Origin of the sequence: Gordonia namibiensis NBRC 108229 (assembly GCF_000298235.1) — a bacterium.
Classification (GTDB): Bacteria; Actinomycetota; Actinomycetes; order Mycobacteriales; family Mycobacteriaceae; genus Gordonia; species Gordonia namibiensis.
In genome coordinates, this window is record NZ_BAHE01000055.1 from 38245 (window position 1) to 55791 (window position 17547).

Here is a 17547-nt window from a genome sequence, read left to right on the forward strand (position 1 = left end):
CGCGCGCACCCAGACCGGGCCATGGTGACCTCGCACACCGCGACGGCGAGTCGCCGAATATCGTGTGCTGTGCAGTCGGTTTCCTCCGAAGAACCAGGAGACACCATGGCAGTCGAGCAACCGTTGGGTGCGGCGATCGAGGACTACCTCGCGGGCGCCGAACACTACCTGGCCCTGGTCGCGCAGGTGGGCCCGCAGCAGTGGGAGGAGCCGGGACTGGGGGACTGGTCGGTGCGCTCCCTCGTCGGACACACGAGCCGCTCCCTGACCACGGTCGCCGACTATCTCGCCGAACCCGAACCGGACGTCGTCGACATCGATTCGGTGGCAGGTTATTACGCCCGTATCCAGGGGCTGGCGTCCTCACCGGAGGTGACCGCGCGCGGCGTCGCCGCCGGGGTCGACCTCGGCGACGACCCGCTACGGGCGGCGACCGAACGCCGGGACCGCGCGGTCGCGGCGATCACCGGGATCGGGGATCGGCGGGTGGCGACCCCGTGGGGCGCAATCCTGTTGTCCCACTATCTACCGACGAGAACCTTCGAACTGGCCGTTCACGGCCTCGACATCGCCCGCGCCATCGGATCGTCGTCGACACTGCCAGGGAACGTGCTCGCCTCGGCCCTGGCCACGGCGGTGGAGGCCGCCGAGCTGACCGGCCAGGGCGAGCAGGCGTTGCTGATCCTCACCGGACGCGAACAGGGGCCGATCTCGGTGGTGTGACCCTCAGCCGGGGACGCGGCTGTGGGCGAACTCGGCCACGATCGCGGCGTTGAACGCCGGCAGGTCGTCGGGCTTACGGCTGGTGATCAGCACGCTGTCGCCGCCTCGACACGTGACGACCTCCTCGTCGACCCAGTTGCCGCCGGCGTTGATGACGTCGGTCTTGATGCTCGGGAACGAGGTGAGGGTGCGTCCGCGTACGACATCGGCCTCGATGAGGGTCCACGGAGCGTGACAGATCGCGGCGACGGGCTTGCCTGCCTCGAAGAAGCCGCGCACGAAACGCACGGCCGGCGCGGAGGCGCGCAGGAAGTCGGGGTTGGCGACGCCGCCCGGGAGGACCAGGGCGTCGAAGTCGGCGATGCGGGCGTCCTCGAGAGTCCTGTCGACGGGAAAGGTGTCGGCCTTGTCGAGGTGATCGAACGCCTGGACCGTGCCGGCGTCGGTGGAGACGAGCACCGGCTTCCCACCGCAGGCCTCGATGGACTTCCAGGGTTCGGTGAGCTCCACCTGCTCGGCGCCCTCGGTGGCCACCAGGAATGCGACGGTGACGTTGTTGAGTTCTTCGGCCATGGTGTCTCCTCCTCGTATGCACAGGCGGGGTCGGGGGTGCTCCGTCGTGCGGGCTGATCGATCCGACCGCGTCTTGGTCGCAGGCACACGGCGTAGGCCGCGTCGCCTGTATCGGACATACCCACCCACGCTCGGCCCCAACCGTGACGCGCGTCGGCTCACCGTGTTGAATGGCCAGCGATCACGGCTCCGCGGGGGCGGATGAGGTGAAGGGGGAACCTGTCATGGCCGGTCTCGACGGCGTCGCGAAGCTGCTGCATCTGGCTCGCGGTGGGGAGGTCGGCGAACCCCACGAAACCCCGAACACCGTGCTCGAAGACGCGCCACATCGGCAGTTGCGGCGCTACTGCAGCGTCGAGCAGCTGACGTCGGCCCGCCGGTCGTCGCAGCGGCCGGTGCTGCTGGTCCCGCCGCTGGCGGTGTCCACGGACTGCTACGACCTCGCGTCCGGACTCAGCGTGGTGGAGTACCTGCTGTCCACGGGCCGGGTGCCCTACGTGCTCGACTTCGGGGACATGACCCGCGACGACCGGCACCTCGGGTTCGCCGACTTCTTCGCCGACATCGTCCCCGGCGCGATCGCTGCGACCCTGGCGGACTTCGACGAGGGGTCATCGGGCGGCGGTGTGGACCTGCTCAGCTGGAGTCTCGGCGGCACCATCTCGTTCCTGACCGTCGCCGCCGACCCGGCTCTGCCGGTGCGGTCCATCACCGCGGTCGGTACCCCGCTGGACTATGACCGCGTCCCGCCGTACCCGCTGGTGAAGACGCTGATGCGGCCCCTCGGGCCCAAACCGGTGTCTCTCGCGCTGCGGGCTCTGGGCGGTATCCCGGCCCTTCTCGTGCGTACCGCCTACCGCGGTACCGCCTGGCAGCGCGAGCTCAAGAAACCCGGCTACATCATCCGCAACGCCGACGACACCGAGGCCTTGACGAGGATGAAGGCCATCGACCGCTTCCAGGACACGATGCCCGGTTACCCCGGCAAGGCGTCCGAGGAGATGTGGGAGAAGTTCATCATGCACGGCGACCTGGCCCGCGGCGTGCTGACCTTCGACGACGTCACGGTCGAGTTGTCGAAGGTCGCGGTGCCGGTGCAGCTGTTCGGCAGCCACCGCGACGCCATCGTCAGCTGGGAGGCCGCCCACCACGGCGTCGACCTGTTCACCGGGTCACCGCGCGTCGAGTTCACCACCGTGGAGACCAGCCATCTCGGGCTCATCGCCGGATCGGCCGCCGTCGAACAGACGTGGCCGCGGATCGACGAGTTCCTGTCGAGCCTGGACTAGGGGGCGACGCTCAGCCAGTCGGCGAAGCCCGACGGGTCGTGACGGCCGAGCGCGCCGTGCTCGAACAGGCCCCAACCGGTTCGGGTCGTGCCGTCGCCTTCCCGGCAGGTCGCCCGTCCGACGTGGTCGATGACGCCGAACGGCATGCGCCCGATGATCTCCGGGCTGGTCATGTCGTAGGTGAGGCGCTCGGTGAAGTCCTCACCGCGCCAGACGCCGTGGAGCCAGTCGGGATCGCCGCCGTACCCGCCGCCGACGTGGATCGGGACGGGCAGCAGTGACTCCACCTCGAACGTCACCGCCGACCCGTCCGATGCGGTGGCGGAAATGGTTGCACCGGTGGGAATCCGGGTTCCCGAGGCGTAGTGCACCGAGATCCTCGGCCAGCCGAGTTGTTCGACGCGGCCGTCCTTCCAGACGCGGGAGCAGTCGTTGAGGGTGCGGAACCCGTTCGGGTCCTCCTGCACGATGAGGACGAGCTGGAAGTCGTCGAAGGCCATCGGCACGTACAGCCACCACATGCCCTCGAAGGGCGGATCTGCCGGTCGCCCTGCGGGTTCCGGTTCGCCCACCGGCCGGATGCCCCAGGACCGGTCGCGGGTCCCGATCCACGTCGACGGGTCGACCGCGATGTGTTCGCCGTCGACGGTGATGGACCCGCGCCAGGTGCCGACCTGGGCGAAGCGTTGCGCGTCGAGCGTGACCTTGGTGCCCTGTCGCATGATGTGGGGCTGCTCCAGGAGTGGGTCGAACAGACCTTCCCAGTGCAGGTCGACGGCGATGCCCTCGGTCTCGGCGAGCGTGAGATGCAGTGTGCGCAGGGGCTCGTCGACAGACAGTCGGTACGCCCCGACGTGCTGGTCGAGTCGGTCGCCGTCGATGGCGTCGGACAGGTGCACTGCGGTCTGGGTGTCCGGGCCGTCTTCCTGCCGGCGTCGGATCAGGACGAAGGCATCCTTGACCCCGAGGTTCGGGTAGTAACCGATGCCGGTGATCAGGAAGATGTTGCCGCTGCGATCGTGGGCGTTGAGATAGGCGCGGTCGTAGAAGTTGCGGTCGGAGTTCGCCGGCCAGGCGATCGGTTGCGGCAGTTGATGAATCGGGAACTCGTCGAGTGGTCCGAGACCGGACATGGGATCAGCCTTCCTCGAGCAGACGGTCGAGCAGCGGACGGTGGTAGAAGAGCGTGCCGTCGACGTCGTCGGGCCGCTCGAGTTCGCCGAAGTGCACGCGTCGGGCGCCGGTGCGCATGAAGACGCAGCACCACTGCACGGCGGCGTAGACGTAGAACCAGCGCAGGTCGCCGAGTTCGGCCCCGGTCCGTTCGCGATAGGTTGCGCGGACGTCCTCCTCGCGAAGAAGGTCGGGGAGGCCGGGCAGCCCGGCCATCGTGGCGAGCTCCTGGAACACGCTGTGCGCGAAGATCACCCACGCCACATCGAGTTCCCGCGGGCCGATCTTCGCCATCTCCCAGTCGAGCACGGCGGTGGGTTCGAAGTCGACGAACATCATGTTGCCCACGCGGGAGTCGCCCCACGACAGCACCGGGTCGGCGGAGGCGGCGTCGTCCGGGAAGTTCGCAGTGAGCCATTCCAGCGCCCGTTCGACGAGGGGCGAGCGGCCGATGCCCTCGACCGAGAGGTCGTACCAGTCCTGCAACCAGGCGAGCAGTCGCGCCAGGGTCGAGTCCCCTGCGGGCAGGTCATCGAGCAGGAAACCGAAGTGCTCCGCCGCGTCGGGGATGGCGTGCAGGTCGGCGATGACGTGGACCGCGGCGTCCTGCGCACGGCGTCGATCGACGGGAGGCGCGTCGGCAAACCAGTTGTCGCCGAACGTGTACGGCATGACGTCGGGCGGCACGTCGCCCTCCAGACGGTCCATGAGGAAGAACGGTGCGCCGAGCAGCGATCCCGTCGGCTCGAGGTGATGCACGCGCGGGACCGGGACGTCGGTCAGTTCGGCGACCTTGCGCATGACCTCGAACTGATGGTCCATCCGGTAGGTACGGAACACGGGGATGTCGCCGGCGGCGGGTGCCATCCGCATCACCCATTCGCGGGTGTCCGAGTCCGGCCAGGTCGCGGTGACCGGGATGGTCTCCGACGACATGCCGTTGGCGTCGCCGCCGGCGGCCACCGTCACCTCCGGGGTGGTGTCGGGGGTGTCGGGTTGTTCGGCGAGCCAGGACGCGAGGACGTCCGGGACCGACGTGTTGTCCCTGCTGGAGCGTTGTAGATGGTCGATGTGTTCGACGGCGGGCTCGGTGGCCACGGGCACCCCCAGGATTCGCTACGGTGAGTAGCGTAATGACAGCAGACGGGTCGCGGCCCCGCAGCGACTTCGGCAAAATCGCGACTGCGACGAGAGTTGGTCTCATGGACGCTGGACCCGACGGGGCTGGTCTCGCCGCCGGCCTCGACGGCGCGGGACCGGTCGAGGCGACAGCCGGGCGGCCCCGCGACGCGCGGATCGACGCCGCGGTGCTCGACGCGGCGGCCCGACTCGTCGTCGAGGTGGGTTATCACCGCCTGACGATGGCCGCGGTCGCCGAGCGGGCGGGCACCACCAAGACGGCGCTGTACCGGCGATGGTCGGGTAAGGCCGAGCTCGTACACGACGTGGTGTTCGCGCAGATGACGCGTCTACCGCCGTCGAGCGGCGAGATGGAGGCCGACCTGCGGTCTATGGTCGACGCCGCCCGAGACCTGTTCGCCAGGCCGGTGACCCGTGTCGCGCTGCCCGGCCTGATCGCCGACATGTCCGCCGACCCGGCCCTCGCCGCCCGCGTCCACGCGGGCTTCGCCGCGGTGTTCGGGGGTGTGCGCGAGAGGCTGGTGGTCGCGGTCGAGCGCGGCGAGGTGCACCCCGACGTCGACCCCGACCGTCTCATCGAGGTGGTCGGCGGATCGGCGATGCTGCACGTACTCCTGCTGCGGGACCAAGAGTTCGACGACGACTGGGCGGAGCGGTTGGTGGCCATCGTCCTTCACGGCGTGATGCGCTGAGCCCGATCACCGGTGACGTGGCGAATCGTACGGTGTGGACACCTACACTCACTTCATGGCTACCCCAGACTCCGCCGGCCCCCGCACCACGGACGAGATCGTCGAGAAGATCCTGTCCACCTACGACACCATCACGGTGGTCGGTGCCAGCGCCAACACGGCCAAGGCCGCCAACGAGGTACCCGCGCACATGAAGCACCTCGGGTGGCGGATCATCCCGGTCAACCCGACCGCTGACGAGATCGTCGGCGAGAAGGTGTACCGATCGCTCGCGGACATCCCCGAACAAATCGGCCTCGTCGACGTGTTCCGCCCCGGTCCCGAATGTGCCGACGTCGCGCGCGCCGCGGTCGAGGCAGGCGCGACGGCGCTGTGGCTGCAGCTCGGAATCCGTTCCGAGGAGGCCCGCAAGATCGCCGAGGACGCCGGACTGCTCTACGTCGAGGACCGCTGCCTGATCATCGAGCAGCGGCGCACGGGCATCGTGCCCGCATGATGAGGGAGTGAGTCGGCGGTGGAGTTCCTCGACGATCTGACCCATCAACGACTTCCGCTGTTCCTGCTGTTCGCCTCGTTCACGGTGACCTTCGTCGTGACGCGGGTGATCACCCGGTTGATCCGGGCCGGCAAGGGGCCGTTCAAGAACAACGTGTCGGGCGGGGTCCACGTCCACCACATGGTCCCGGGTCTCGCGCTGATGGTCGTGGGCGCGTTCATCTCCGTCGGCGTGAACGGTGTCGAACCGGGTGCCTCGATCAGCGCGGTCCTGGTCGGCATCGGGGCCTCTCTTGTGCTCGACGAGTTCGCGCTCATCCTGCGTCTGCAGGACGTGTACTGGTCGAGCGAGGGCCAGCTCTCCGTGCAGGTGGTCGCCCTGACAGTCGCCGCCCTGGGCATGGTCATCCTCGGGTTCAACCCGTTCAATGCCGAGACCGACGTCGAGTTCGGTCCGGTCGCCTTCGCGGTGACGGCTCCGATCAACATCGCTTGTGCGATCTTCTGCGTGGTCAAAGGCAAATACTCGACGGCGATCGTCGGCGTCTTCATCCCGATCTTCGCCTGGGCCGGTGCCATTCGTCTGGCCCGGCCGAAGTCCACCTGGGCCCGGCGCCGCTACTCACCGGCCAAGCTGGAGAAGGCGACCGCGCGGGCGCAGCGATTCGATCATCGTTGGGGCCGCCGCGGATTGAGCATCGGCGACTGGATCGCCGGTGCACCCACCGATTCGGCGAATCCGGCCGTTCCGGAGAAGCCGACGGACGAGACCGGGGACGCGCTGGCGAGCTGAGCCCGCCGCGTCACCCCGCATCGAGGCCGAAGGTCTCGCGGACGACATCGACGAACCGTCTTGTCGCGGGAGACGGATCGGTTCTCCACACGAAGCCGAGCCGAGCCCGGACGTCGACGCCCTCGATGGGCAAGCCGACCACCCGATCGTCCGTCGCCGCGATGGAAGCGCTGAGGATGCCGGTTCCCATGCCGCTGCACACCAATTCGACGATCGCATCGGGAGACGACGCCTCGATCGCGGGCCGGATGGGACTGCCGTGCGCGACTGCGGCGTCGTCGAAGACGTTCCGGATGCCTGCGCCGCGCGGTAGGCAGATGAGGGACCGTTGCCGCAGTTCCGGGAATCCGGTGTCGGTGCCGCGCTCTTCGTCGGCCGGGACCACCGCTACGACGGGCTCGGCGATGACGGTCAGTGATTCGGTGCCGCGCGGCAGCTCGTCGCCGTAACCGGCCAGCGCCACGTCGAGGCTGCCGTCGACGATCGAGGTGATCAGTCGGTCCGACGGGGATTCTCGAAGGCTCAGAGCGACTTTCGGATGGGCGGAACCGAAGGTGCCCAGTGCGGTGAACAGTGGTGCGATGGTGCATCCCTCGACCATGCCCACCGACAGACTCCCACGGAGCAGTCCACGGACCTCCGACACCGCATCGGCCACCTCCCGGGCCGCGGCCAGTGCCGCGCGAGCCGCGGGGAGAGCGGCCTGCCCGGCATCGGTGAGACGGACCGAACGTGCGGATCGATCGAAGAGCGCGGATCCCAGCTCGCGTTCGAGGCTGCGGACCTGTGCGCTGATGTTGGGCTGCGTGGTGTGCACCCGGTGCGCCGCCGCGGTGAAGTTCTCCTCGTTGGCCACTGCGACGAAGTACTCCAGCTGCCGCATCTCCATAACCGCCGATGATACCCACTATGAAAACCATTACTTGGACTTATTCATGCTGGCGACGCACGGTGGAGATATCAAGCAAGCCCAACTGAGAGGACGTCATGACCACCACCTACGAGACCGCCCGCACCCCCGAAGACCTCACCCGCCTCTTCGTCGAGTTCTCCAATGCCGGTGATGCCGACGCCGTCGCCTCGCTCTACCACGAGGATGCGGTCATGGCCTTCCCTCCGGGGCGGGTAACCCGGGGTAGGGCGGCGATCCGGGACCTCTGGGCGTCGGTCCTCGAACACCGTCCGACCTTCGTTCCCGAACCCCCGTTGCCGACCCTCGTCTTCGGCGACGACCTGGCCTTGACCTCGACGCCGCCGCGCGACGGCGCGGGTGCTCGCGCACAGGTCGTGACCCGACGTTCCGACGGAACCTGGGTGCGGATCATCGATCAGCCCGAGTTCCAGACCCCGACACCCTGACGCCGGGTCGCCGCCGTCTTTTTCTGACAGCGGATTCAGCTTCCGTGCTAGCTTCGCTGTGTCGGGGATTACACCGACAGAGCAGTCGATCGGTGCGTGAAGGGATGGGTCTGCGTGGGAGTGCCCGAGGCCGGCGAAGTGGCCGCACGAGTCGCCGAACGGCTCAGCACGACGCGAGGTACCCCGGTGTCTGTCGGGTCCGCCCGGCAACTACCTGCGGGCGCGAGTCGCGCGACCTACGCCGCGACCCTTGTCGACGCTGCCGGTACACCCGAACCGATCGTCATCCGCGCCGTTCCGACCGCAGACGACGACGGTGGGCTCGGTGCGGAAGCCGAGGTCCTGCGTGCCGCTGCCGACGCCGGGGTCCCGGTCCCGAAGATCCTCGATGCCGGCCTCGGTGACGACAGCGTCCTCGGGTTCCCCTATCTTGCAATGAATTTCATCGGCGGCGAGTCCATCCCCCGGAGGATCCTTCGCGACGACACCTACGCCGCTGCGCGCGACCGGTTCGTCGAGCAGTGCGGCAGGATCCTGGCGCGCGTTCACCGCATCGACGCCACACAGACGCCGGGGCTCGAGGAACTCGTCGATCCGGTCGACGCGCTGCACACCTTGTTTCCGCGGGAGTTCGACGCGATGCCGGCCGGTCTGGTTCTCGCGACGCAGTGGCTCGTGGCCAATCCGCCGCCGGCGTCCCCCGGTTCCTGCGTCGTGCACGGCGACTTCCGGCTCGGCAACCTGCTTGTGGACGCCGATGGTGTTGCCGCGGTGCTCGATTGGGAACTGGTGCACATCGGCGACCCGGTCGAGGACCTCGGTTGGCTGTGCGCCAAGGCCTGGCGTTTCGGCGGCTCCGCCCCGGTCGCCGGGATGGGCGGACGCGCTGCGCTTCTCGACGCCTATGCCGAGGTGGCCGGGTGGCGCCCCACCGAAGAAGCGCTGCGCTGGTGGGAGCTGTACGCCACGGTGAAGTGGGGCCTGATCTGCGCGGTTCAGGCCAATCGGCATCTCGACGGTGTCGAACGGTCCGTCGAACTCGCCGCGATCGGACGGCGAAGTGCTGAACAGGAATTCGACGCCCTGCTCGATCTGGGAATCGTGTCTCCGGAGGTGGTCGCGGACCCGCTGGGCGTCGACACCCCTGGCCCCGACGAGGAGCCGCACGGGTCCCCGTCGTCGCTCGAGTTGCTCGACGCCCTGGCCGGATTCCTTCGCTCCGACTCCGTGACCGCCGAGATGTCACCGCAGGTTCGGTTCCACACCCGCGTTGCCGGCAATGTCGTGGACGTCGTCCGCCGCCAGGTGCTGCTCGGCGCGACCCACGCCGCGGAGTCTGCGCAGCGCCTGGCAGCCCTGGGCGTCGCCGATCAGCGGGCCCTGTGCGACGCCCTGCGGTCCGGCGAACTCGACGGCACCGACGAGAAGGTGCGCGCAGCGATCGCCGCCGATGTCCGCGCGCGATTGCTGGTCGCCAACCCGAAGTACTTCGCGGTCCCGCATCCGTGACCGCGTGACACCCGACCGAGAAGGATTCACCGTGGACTTCGCACTGCCCGAGTCGCTGAGCGACTACCTGGAGGAGCTCGACGCCTTCATCGAGGCGGAGATCAAGCCGCTCGAGCAGGCCGACGACAACATCCGGTTCTTCGACCACCGGCGTGAGGACTCACGCACGGACTGGGAGCGCGGCGGTCTGCCGAATGCGGAATGGGAAGCGCTGCTCGGCGAGGCACGACGACGAGCCGACGCCGCGGGCCACTTCCGTTATCCGTTCCCCAAGGAGTTCGGCGGCCGCGACGGGTCGAACCTCTCGATGGCGATCATCCGCGAGCACCTCGCGTCGAAAGGGCTGGGCCTGCACTGTGATCTGCAGAACGAGCACGCCATCGTCGGCAACAACATCGGGCTGCTGTTGATGCTGGAGTACGGCACCCCCGAGCAGCAGGAGGAGTGGGTCGAGGCTCTCGCCGCCGGCACCAAGTTCTTCGCCTTCGGGATCACCGAGCCCGACCACGGCTCCGACGCGACGTACATGGAGACAACCGCGGTTCGTGACGGCGACGAGTGGATCATCAACGGGGAGAAGACCTGGAACACCGGCATTCACGCCGCCCACCGTGACATCGTCTTCGCCCGCACGAGCGGCGAACCCGGTGACGCACGGGGCATCACTGCGTTCCTCGTCGACCCCCAGGCACCGGGCTTCGCCGTCGAGGAGTACCTGTGGACGTTCAACATGCCCACCGACCACGCGCACATCAGCCTGCGCGACGTCCGGGTGCCGGATTCGGCGGTGTTCGGCGAGGAGGGTGCCGGCCTGCAGGTGGTGCAGCACTTCTTCAACGAGAACCGGATTCGGCAGGCCGCCTCGAGTCTCGGTGCGGCGCAGTACTGCGTGAACCGGGCCGTCGAGTACTCCAACGAGCGGGCGCCGTTCGGCAAGAAGCTCTCGACCAACCAGGCGATCCAGTTCCCGCTCGTCGACCTGCACACCCGCTGCGCGATGGTCCGCGCGCTCATCCGGGAGACGGCCTGGAAGATGGACACCTACGGCAACTTCGCCGCGTCGGCCGAGGTGTCGATGTGCAACTACCAGGCCAACCGGTTGTGCTGTGATGCCGCCGACCAGGCGATGCAGGTGTTCGGCGGCAAGGGGTACTCGCGGCACGAACCGTTCGAACACATCTACCGTCACCACCGCCGGTACCGCATCACCGAGGGCGCCGACGAGATCCAGATGCGACGCGTCGCCGGGTACCTGTTCGGTTTCATGTCGGGCAAGGCGCCCAAGGGAGTGGGCTCGGCCTGAGTAGGCTGGGCATCATGCGAGATCGTGTGCGAACCGTGCCGAATCGGGTGATCCGGCCATGATCGCCGTCATCATCATCGTCGCGACCGTGGTGGTCGCGCTGTTCGTCCTGGGCGGGGCTGCGTGGTTCGCCTGGGACTCCGACAAGCGGGTGCGCAGCTTCGCGCGGTCCACCGACCTCATCCCGGGCCGGCCCGGGCGCGCCCCGGAGAGCTGGACAACCGACAACACGCGAGAGGCGTTGCTGCATCGCCGGATCCGTTACGCCATCGCGGATGTGCACCAGAACCCCGCGATCCCGCACGACGACGAACTCGTCGCGGCGCGCGATCGCCTGGACGACGCGGTGTTCGAACTCGATGACCGGCTCATCGCGGCCGCCGGCACCGGGGGCGACGAGGCCACCGAAATCCTCGACCGCGCCGAATCGGCGGTCAAGGCCCTCGAAGCGCTACCCAAGAAGTTGTGGGAGGCGCCCAAGCCGGATCAGCTCGCCGACCTCGACCGCGTGACCCGGGTCCTGTCGCGCGGCTGATGCTCAGATGACGGTCGGGCGCGGCGGCGGATCGGGCTCGGGCGGAGCCGGCTGTGGATCAGGCACCGGCGGGGGCGTGGGCGTCGGGATCGGTGGTTCCGGCGGTGGTTCGGGAATCGGTTCCGGCGCCGGCATCGGGTCCGGAGGCGGCGGAGGCTGAGGTACCGGTTGGTTCACGAGGGACTCCTCTCGACGTGCGCGTCTGGTGTCCTGATTCGACGCTACGCTCACACCGATCGTCCGGCCACCGGCTTGTCAGCCCCCGGTCTCGCTCAATCCTTGGTGAGGTCCAGCAGTTTTCGCACCGTGCGCAGATTGCGCCCGGTTCCCTGCACGCCGAGTCCCCGGGCGATTGCCGGCGCGGTCAGCTTCGACCGGCCCGCACCGTCGGCGTAGCGGATGTGGAGGTCGGAGCCGATCACGCGCCGGACGTCGTCGCCGAAGTCCTTCTCCTCGAACGCGGCGGCCTTGTCGGCGTCGGGTTCGTCGGTGAGAAAGTAGACGTAGGAATACCTGTCGTCGGCGACCTCGAACGGGTGCGCGTCGAGTGCGGCCTGTACCTCGCCCGGGGTGCGGCTGATGATCTCGCGGAAGAAACCGTAGCGCTTCTCGATCTCACGCTCGAGTGCGCGGTCGAACTCGGCAGGGTCACCGGGCGGTGAACAGAGCAGATTGCCCGACGCGATGTACGTGGAGACATCCGTGGCCCCGAGTTCGGTTGCGATCTCGCGCAGTTCGGCCATCGGCAGCTTGGCGCCACCGACGTTGATCGCTCGGATGAGGACGATGCGCACCGCGGCTTTGCTGCTCACCGCTCCATGATGGCAGCGGTCTCACAACTTGGACAGGTCGGTGCGCGCCAGCATCACGTTGTAGTCGTCCCACCGGGACACCACGAAGTACAGGTTCTTCCCGCTCGACCGCGGATGGATGTACGGGGTGTACAGGCCGCTCGACTGCTTGTTGGAGATGAGGACGCGTTCGCCGCTCCACGGACCGACGGGGGTGGGGGAAGTGCGCATCATGACGGTGCCGGCGCGCTCGGTGAGCATGACGAATTTCTTGAGGTGATTGTTGTAGGCCACCGACATCTCGCTGACCGGCCGCCCGACGATCGGTGCGGCGTCGGCGGGGTTCGGCGACCACGCATTGCCACCCCGGAAGTATTGGTAGCGGTTCAGATTCAAGATGTCGGCGGGCCGGAAGCGGGCGACGAACGCCGACCCGTGCCGGCCGTTGGGTGTGCCGTACTGGTAGATGTAGTCGCCGCTGCGCAAGAAGGCGCCCATCTGGAATCGGCTGTGGCCCTGCGTGATCTGCGGCACGCCGGGCACGGTCAGTTCGAGGTTCGCCCGGATCGTGTTGTTGTCGACGGTCCAGGTCTGACCGTTGTTGCGCGACACCGCGATCGCCGAATAGTTGGTGGCCCATCGTCCCGGGCCCAGCCACTTGTGGATCGACATGAAACTCAGGAACTGGATGCCGTTGATCGAGATGCCACCGGTGGGGATTCGTCCTACCTCGGTGTTGCGGACGCCTATCGCGTTGAACATCGGCTGCGAATAGGTGGGGTGCGCGGGCGTGACCGAAGCGCCGGAGCGTACCGACCCCGGTATGGCGGTCGGGAAGCGGATGGCCTTGTCGAGATTCGAGTTCGCGTCGCTGCGGAGCATCGTGTTGTGCCGCCACACCATCTGGCCGGCGCATTTGCCCCAGGTGTCGCCGAAGGCCATGAGAACCTGCCCAGAACCGTTGTCCCACGGCACGCCGACGTCGGTGGCCGTGATCCCGAAGCGGGCGTCGGTGCGTTCGGGACTCCGTGGCCCGGTGACCCACGAGACGGCTGTGGTCGCGCCCTTGAGCTTGGGCAGCGGCCCCTGTGGTTTCTTGCCGTCGGCGCGGTAACTACCGAAATCGATGCTGCCCCAGCCGAGGTCGCTGGACCCGGAGCTGCCCGTGCTGCCGACGTCGCCCCCGGTGATGCCGGTGGCGTTGCAGACCGCTGCGGCGGCGGGGGAGGCCGCCGCAGAGAGGAGACTCGCGGTCAGGCCGGCGGTCACGCCACCGACCACCAGGACGCGCGAGAGCGGGCGCAGGCGAACACGGCTGCGTCGGGACATGGGGACCCCCTGTGGCTACGGCTGGTGCCAGTGTTGCAGAAGTGGCAGGTCGGAGCGGTGGAGGTGGCCAAAGCTTGACCGGGGCGTGACCCTTCGTGGCTCGTCGCTTCGCTCCTCGCACCTCAGGGAGCGGAAAGCCGTGGGTGCGCTTCTCGGACCTGAGGGCGCAGGGGGTCGGGCGTGCGCTTCTCGCACGTCTGGGAGGAGAGGCCGAGTCAGTGGCGCGTGGCGACCGCGAAGGCGCGTCGGAACGGCATCAGGGTGCCCCAGTCGTGGCGGGGGTAGGCCTCGGCGAGCCGGCGCTTGAGCTCGGTGACGAACTCGTCGCGCAGGTGGGTGGGCAGCGCCTGCAGGTACGGCCGGGCGCCGGTACCGGAAATCCAGTCGAAGACCGGGTCGTTGCCGTCGAGGACATGCAGGTAGGTGGTCTCCCAGGCGTTGACCCGGAAGCCGCGGTCGAAGAAGAACCGGAGGTAGTCCTCGGCGTCCATGCGCGGCAGCGGACGCACGTCGCTCAGCGATTCGGCGAACGGTTCGGTGGCGGCGAGATCGGCCAGCGCGGTGCGGAACGGGGCGTCGTGACCGTTGGGGACCTGGATGGCGAAGGCGCCGGAGTCGGAGAGGTGGCCCAGTAGGCGGTCGATGACCCCGAACTGGTCGGGAACCCACTGGAACATCGCGTTCGAGATCATCAGGTCGAACGTGCGGTGCGGTGTCCACTCGATCACGTCGGCGACGTCGAAGTTCGCGTGGGCGTCGGTGTTGTCGCTGATGGCGCGGTCGATCATGGCTGCGGACTCGTCGATGCCGAGGATCTCGGCGCTCGGCCATTGCGCTCGCAGATGCTTGGTGAGATGCCCCGGTCCGCATCCGAGATCGACGATCGTCGTGGGATTGGTGGGGATCTGCGCGATCAGGTCGAGGAAGGGTCTCGACCGGTCGTCGGCGAATTGCAGATAGCGTGCTGGATCCCAGACAGCCATGCGTCCACATTAGGGGTGCGCGGTGGTGGTGTCACGGGCGAAGGCTTCGACGCAGCATGGTTTCGTGACGTGATCTCCGACGCGGAGCGGTCACGGCGCTGACGTAGGCTTCCCTGCGTGACAGATCCCGTGAATTCCGCTTCCGAGAACTTGACCGGCGGCGACGCCGCGGCAGTCGTGGAGATCTCCACCGACGGCGCCTGCCTCGGCAACCCCGGCCCCGGCGGGTGGGGTGCGGTGCTCCGGTACAAGGGCAACGAGAAGCGGATCTCCGGGTCGGACCCCGACACCACGAACAACAAGATGGAGCTCACGGCGGCCATCGAGGGTCTTGCCGCGCTGACCAGGCCGTCGAAGGTGATCATCTACACCGACTCCACGTATGTGCGGAACGGGATCATGAAGTGGGTCGCCGGCTGGCAGGCGAACGGCTGGAAGACCAAGGACAAGAAGCCGGTGAAGAACGCAGACCTGTGGCGACGCCTCATCGAGGAGGAGAAGCGTCACGAGGTCGAGTGGCGCTGGGTCAAGGGGCACGCCGGTGACCACTTCAACGAGATCGCCGACGAACTCGCCACCACCGCAGCCCGGGCGGTGTCCCGATGAGCGGCCTCCCGGTCGCCGTCGAGCCCGACCACGACGAGCATCTCGTCGCGGCGGTCGAGAGCGCCGGCGGCAAGATCGTCGGACTCGACGAGGCGCGGGTACTGGTCTGGATCGGCCCGCCCACCGAGTTCCCCGAACTGTCGGATGCCGTCGAGTGGGTGGCCCTCAAGACGGCAGGTATCGAGGACTTCCTGAATGCCGGACTCCTCGACGACCGCCGGGTCTGGACCAACGCCTCCGGTTTCTACGCCGAGAACGTGGCCGAGCACGCGCTTGCGCTGCTACTCGCCGGGCTCCGGCAGATCAACACCGCCGTCACGCGGCACTGGGACAAGGAGCGAATCGACACCTCCGTGCGGTCGCTGCACGGCTCCACCGTCGCCATCGTGGGCGCGGGCGGTATCGGCGCGTCGCTGGGCCCGCGGCTGAAGGCCTGCGGTGCGCGCGTCGTCGCGGTGAACCGGTCGGGCCGCGACGTGCCCGGCGCCGACGAGGTGCGACGCTCCGCCGATCTCGGCTCGGTGTGGGCCTCCACCGACCACGTGGTGCTGGCCGCGCCGGCGACCCCGGAGACCCGGCACATGATCAACGCCGAAAGCCTTGCCGCGCTGCCGGATCACGCGTGGATCGTGAACGTCGCGCGCGGCCCACTGGTCGACGAGGAGGCCTTGTACCGGGCGCTGGTCGACGGCGAGATCGCCGGGGCGGCACTCGACGTGACCGATCCCGAACCGCCGGCCGAGGACCACCCGCTGTGGTCGCTGCCGAACGTCATCATCACCCCGCACGTCGCGAATCCCGCGTCGGGGCTGACACGTGAGATGGCGCCGTGGCTGGCGGAGAACGTGCGTCGATTCGTCGCGGGCGAGGAACTGATCTCGGTGGTCAAGCCCGGCCGCGACTACTGATCCGGGGCATTTTTCTAGAACACGTTCTCGTTTTGGGCCGGTTCGTGGCAGAGTCGGGGAGTGATTCTCGACAGATTCCGTATCGATGACCATGTCGCTGTCGTCACCGGTGCCGGTCGCGGCCTGGGTGCGGCCATCGCGGTGGCCTTCGCCCAGGCGGGCGCCGACGTGGTGATCGCGGCGCGCAGCGAATTCGACCTCGACCAGGTGGCCGGACAGATCGCCGACGCCGGCCGGCGTGCCCATGTCGTCCCGGTCGATCTCAGCAACGCCGACGCCGCTGCCACCCTCGCCCAGACCGCGGTCGAGGAGTTCGGAAGGCTGGACACGATCGTCAACAACGTGGGCGGTGCGATGCCCCGGCCACTCCTCGACACAACCCCCAAGCACCTCGTCGAGGCCTTCGACTTCAACGTCGCCAACGCCCACGCGCTCGTCGTGGCCGGCGCCAAGCAGATGCTCGCGACGACCGGCCACGGCGCGATCATCAACATCACCTCGGCCGTCGGCCGTGTGCCGGGTCGCGCGTATGCCGCCTACGGAACCGCGAAAGCTGCTCTGGCGCACTACACCCGGATCGCCGCGATGGACCTCAATCCGAAGATCCGGGTCAACGGCATCGCACCCGGGGCGATCCTCACGTCGTCACTCGAGATCGTGGCCGGCAACGACGAGATGCGTACCGCTCTCGAGGACGCGACCCCGATGCACCGGCTCGGCGAACCCGAGGACATCGCCGCCGCGGCGCTGTACCTGGCCTCACCGGCGGGCGCCTACGTCACCGGCAAGATCCTCGAGGTCGACGGCGGGATCATCGCACCGAACCTGGACCTCCCGATCCCGGATCTGTAAGGGGTTTCGACAAGCTCAACCAGCGGGGAACGAGCTCGAGCAGCGGGTCAGGACGGGCGGATGTTGTGCGCGGCCTGCTCGACGATGGTCGCGATCCGCTTGGTCTTGGTCTCGGGTCTCTTCGCCAGCGCGATCTGACCGAGACCCATCTTGCGGGCGCTGGGTGGAAAGGCGTCCCAGTTGCAGCGGGCGATCGGGTTCGCGTCGAGGGCGGCGGTGAGTTCGGGGGACTCGATGCCGGCCTCGGCGTCGTCGAAGATGGTCCACAGGCCACGTGCCTTGGCGTCGTCGATGACCGCCTGGCCGGCGGGCTGCATGCGCCCTGACTCGATGAGGTCGGAGACCCGCGCCTTGTTCGACGCCGCCCACGGACTGTTGCGGCCACGCCGGGTGAACCACAAGCCGCGCCGAGCGTCGTCGAAGACCCGGGTGTGGCCGTCGATCCAACCCCAGCAGAGGGCCTCCCGGACCGCTTCGTCGTAATCGAGCGGCTC

General features: G+C 68.2%; 20 protein-coding genes. 12 read left to right on the forward strand and 8 right to left on the reverse strand.

What is annotated here, in order from left to right; translation table 11 throughout:
• The first annotated feature begins 105 nt into the window (after window positions 1–105).
• Complete coding sequence (locus GONAM_RS20385; RefSeq protein ID WP_006868643.1) at window positions 106–723, forward strand: maleylpyruvate isomerase family mycothiol-dependent enzyme; 618 nt, start codon at window positions 106–108, stop codon at window positions 721–723.
• A 3-nt stretch (window positions 724–726) separates the two neighbouring features.
• Here the strand turns inward: GONAM_RS20385 and GONAM_RS20390 are convergent, their stop codons facing one another.
• Complete coding sequence (locus GONAM_RS20390) at window positions 727–1296, reverse strand: type 1 glutamine amidotransferase domain-containing protein (protein WP_006868644.1); 570 nt, start codon at window positions 1294–1296, stop codon at window positions 727–729.
• 224 nt (window positions 1297–1520) lie between these two features.
• Between GONAM_RS20390 and GONAM_RS20395 the strand changes: the two genes are divergently transcribed.
• Window positions 1521–2585 carry an alpha/beta hydrolase gene (locus tag GONAM_RS20395; RefSeq protein WP_006868645.1) on the forward strand — a complete coding sequence of 355 codons (1065 nt, stop codon included), beginning with the start codon at window positions 1521–1523 and terminating at the stop codon, window positions 2583–2585.
• Here GONAM_RS20395 and GONAM_RS20400 read toward each other — a convergent pair.
• Window positions 2582–3718: an Rv3169 family protein gene (locus tag GONAM_RS20400; protein WP_006868646.1), complete on the reverse strand. Its 1137-nt coding sequence runs from the start codon at window positions 3716–3718 to the stop codon at window positions 2582–2584. The genes GONAM_RS20395 and GONAM_RS20400 overlap by 4 nt on opposite strands.
• Before the next feature lie 4 nt (window positions 3719–3722).
• Complete coding sequence (locus tag GONAM_RS20405; protein ID WP_006868647.1) at window positions 3723–4856, reverse strand: phosphotransferase family protein; 1134 nt, start codon at window positions 4854–4856, stop codon at window positions 3723–3725.
• 104 nt (window positions 4857–4960) lie between these two features.
• Between GONAM_RS20405 and GONAM_RS20410 the strand changes: the two genes are divergently transcribed.
• The 3 genes from GONAM_RS20410 to GONAM_RS20420 are packed head-to-tail and all read left to right on the forward strand — an operon-like array spanning window position 4961 to window position 6878.
• Window positions 4961–5590 (forward strand): TetR/AcrR family transcriptional regulator, encoded by a 630-nt coding sequence (locus tag GONAM_RS20410; RefSeq protein WP_006868648.1) that lies wholly within the window; start codon window positions 4961–4963, stop codon window positions 5588–5590.
• Window positions 5591–5645: 55 nt separating this feature from the next.
• Window positions 5646–6086: a CoA-binding protein gene (locus tag GONAM_RS20415; protein ID WP_040537094.1), complete on the forward strand. Its 441-nt coding sequence runs from the start codon at window positions 5646–5648 to the stop codon at window positions 6084–6086.
• Between the two features lie 18 nt (window positions 6087–6104).
• Window positions 6105–6878, forward strand: coding sequence for a hypothetical protein (locus GONAM_RS20420; RefSeq protein WP_006868650.1), 774 nt, complete (start codon window positions 6105–6107; stop codon window positions 6876–6878).
• A gap of 10 nt (window positions 6879–6888) precedes the next feature.
• Here GONAM_RS20420 and GONAM_RS20425 read toward each other — a convergent pair whose 3' ends face one another.
• Window positions 6889–7767, reverse strand: a complete 879-nt coding sequence (locus tag GONAM_RS20425) for a LysR family transcriptional regulator (RefSeq protein ID WP_040537082.1) — start codon at window positions 7765–7767, stop codon at window positions 6889–6891.
• Between the two features lie 98 nt (window positions 7768–7865).
• Here GONAM_RS20425 and GONAM_RS20430 point away from each other — a divergent pair, with 98 nt between their 5' ends.
• The 4 genes from GONAM_RS20430 to GONAM_RS20445 all read left to right on the forward strand — a co-directional run bounded on the left by GONAM_RS20430 (window position 7866) and on the right by GONAM_RS20445 (window position 11584).
• Window positions 7866–8237 carry a YybH family protein gene (locus GONAM_RS20430; RefSeq protein WP_006868652.1) on the forward strand — a complete coding sequence of 124 codons (372 nt, stop codon included), beginning with the start codon at window positions 7866–7868 and terminating at the stop codon, window positions 8235–8237.
• Window positions 8238–8351: 114 nt separating this feature from the next.
• Complete coding sequence (locus GONAM_RS20435) at window positions 8352–9746, forward strand: phosphotransferase family protein (RefSeq protein WP_006868653.1); 1395 nt, start codon at window positions 8352–8354, stop codon at window positions 9744–9746.
• A 31-nt stretch (window positions 9747–9777) separates the two neighbouring features.
• Window positions 9778–11049 carry an acyl-CoA dehydrogenase family protein gene (locus GONAM_RS20440; RefSeq protein ID WP_006868654.1) on the forward strand — a complete coding sequence of 424 codons (1272 nt, stop codon included), beginning with the start codon at window positions 9778–9780 and terminating at the stop codon, window positions 11047–11049.
• A 58-nt stretch (window positions 11050–11107) separates the two neighbouring features.
• On the forward strand, window positions 11108–11584 hold the full coding sequence (locus tag GONAM_RS20445; protein ID WP_006868655.1) for a hypothetical protein: 477 nt from the start codon (window positions 11108–11110) through the stop codon (window positions 11582–11584).
• Window positions 11585–11856: 272 nt separating this feature from the next.
• Here the strand turns inward: GONAM_RS20445 and GONAM_RS20450 are convergent, their stop codons facing one another.
• From GONAM_RS20450 to GONAM_RS20460, 3 genes are all read right to left on the reverse strand, one after another.
• Window positions 11857–12396, reverse strand: coding sequence for a DUF1697 domain-containing protein (locus GONAM_RS20450; protein WP_006868656.1), 540 nt, complete (start codon window positions 12394–12396; stop codon window positions 11857–11859).
• A gap of 21 nt (window positions 12397–12417) precedes the next feature.
• The gene (locus tag GONAM_RS20455; protein WP_006868657.1) at window positions 12418–13704 is read right to left on the reverse strand and encodes a glycoside hydrolase family 183 protein; all 1287 of its coding nucleotides are present in this window, start codon (window positions 13702–13704) and stop codon (window positions 12418–12420) included.
• 215 nt (window positions 13705–13919) lie between these two features.
• Window positions 13920–14687: a methyltransferase domain-containing protein gene (locus GONAM_RS20460; protein ID WP_006868658.1), complete on the reverse strand. Its 768-nt coding sequence runs from the start codon at window positions 14685–14687 to the stop codon at window positions 13920–13922.
• Window positions 14688–14804: 117 nt separating this feature from the next.
• Here GONAM_RS20460 and rnhA point away from each other — a divergent pair, with 117 nt between their 5' ends.
• The 3 genes from rnhA to GONAM_RS20475 are packed head-to-tail and all read left to right on the forward strand — an operon-like array spanning window position 14805 to window position 17053.
• Entirely contained in the window at window positions 14805–15293 is a 489-nt protein-coding gene (rnhA, locus tag GONAM_RS20465; protein ID WP_006868659.1) for a ribonuclease HI, read from the forward strand.
• On the forward strand, window positions 15290–16201 hold the full coding sequence (locus GONAM_RS20470) for a D-isomer specific 2-hydroxyacid dehydrogenase family protein (RefSeq protein ID WP_006868660.1): 912 nt from the start codon (window positions 15290–15292) through the stop codon (window positions 16199–16201). Before rnhA ends, GONAM_RS20470 begins: the two co-directional genes overlap by 4 nt.
• 60 nt (window positions 16202–16261) lie before the next feature.
• Entirely contained in the window at window positions 16262–17053 is a 792-nt protein-coding gene (locus GONAM_RS20475) for an SDR family oxidoreductase (RefSeq protein ID WP_006868661.1), read from the forward strand.
• A 47-nt stretch (window positions 17054–17100) separates the two neighbouring features.
• On the opposite strand, the gene GONAM_RS20480 is transcribed toward GONAM_RS20475, so the two are convergent.
• Window positions 17101–17547 (reverse strand): YdeI/OmpD-associated family protein (locus GONAM_RS20480; protein ID WP_006868662.1); only part of this gene is annotated, 447 nt, incomplete at its 5' end.

Bases quoted from the DNA above. Each gene is read 5' to 3' on its own strand.
- GONAM_RS20455 (WP_006868657.1), bottom strand. From the start codon at position 13,704: ATGTCCCGACGCAGCCGTGTTCGCCTGCGCCCGCTCTCGCGCGTCCTG.
- GONAM_RS20425 (WP_040537082.1), bottom strand. From the start codon at position 7,767: ATGGAGATGCGGCAGCTGGAGTACTTCGTCGCAGTGGCCAACGAGGAG.
- GONAM_RS20390 (WP_006868644.1), bottom strand. From the start codon at position 1,296: ATGGCCGAAGAACTCAACAACGTCACCGTCGCATTCCTGGTGGCCACC.
- GONAM_RS20470 (WP_006868660.1), top strand. From the start codon at position 15,290: ATGAGCGGCCTCCCGGTCGCCGTCGAGCCCGACCACGACGAGCATCTC.
- GONAM_RS20460 (WP_006868658.1), bottom strand. From the start codon at position 14,687: ATGGCTGTCTGGGATCCAGCACGCTATCTGCAATTCGCCGACGACCGG.
- GONAM_RS20395 (WP_006868645.1), top strand. From the start codon at position 1,521: ATGGCCGGTCTCGACGGCGTCGCGAAGCTGCTGCATCTGGCTCGCGGT.
- GONAM_RS20385 (WP_006868643.1), top strand. From the start codon at position 106: ATGGCAGTCGAGCAACCGTTGGGTGCGGCGATCGAGGACTACCTCGCG.
- GONAM_RS20445 (WP_006868655.1), top strand. From the start codon at position 11,108: ATGATCGCCGTCATCATCATCGTCGCGACCGTGGTGGTCGCGCTGTTC.
- GONAM_RS20415 (WP_040537094.1), top strand. From the start codon at position 5,646: ATGGCTACCCCAGACTCCGCCGGCCCCCGCACCACGGACGAGATCGTC.
- GONAM_RS20400 (WP_006868646.1), bottom strand. From the start codon at position 3,718: ATGTCCGGTCTCGGACCACTCGACGAGTTCCCGATTCATCAACTGCCG.
- GONAM_RS20430 (WP_006868652.1), top strand. From the start codon at position 7,866: ATGACCACCACCTACGAGACCGCCCGCACCCCCGAAGACCTCACCCGC.
- GONAM_RS20410 (WP_006868648.1), top strand. From the start codon at position 4,961: ATGGACGCTGGACCCGACGGGGCTGGTCTCGCCGCCGGCCTCGACGGC.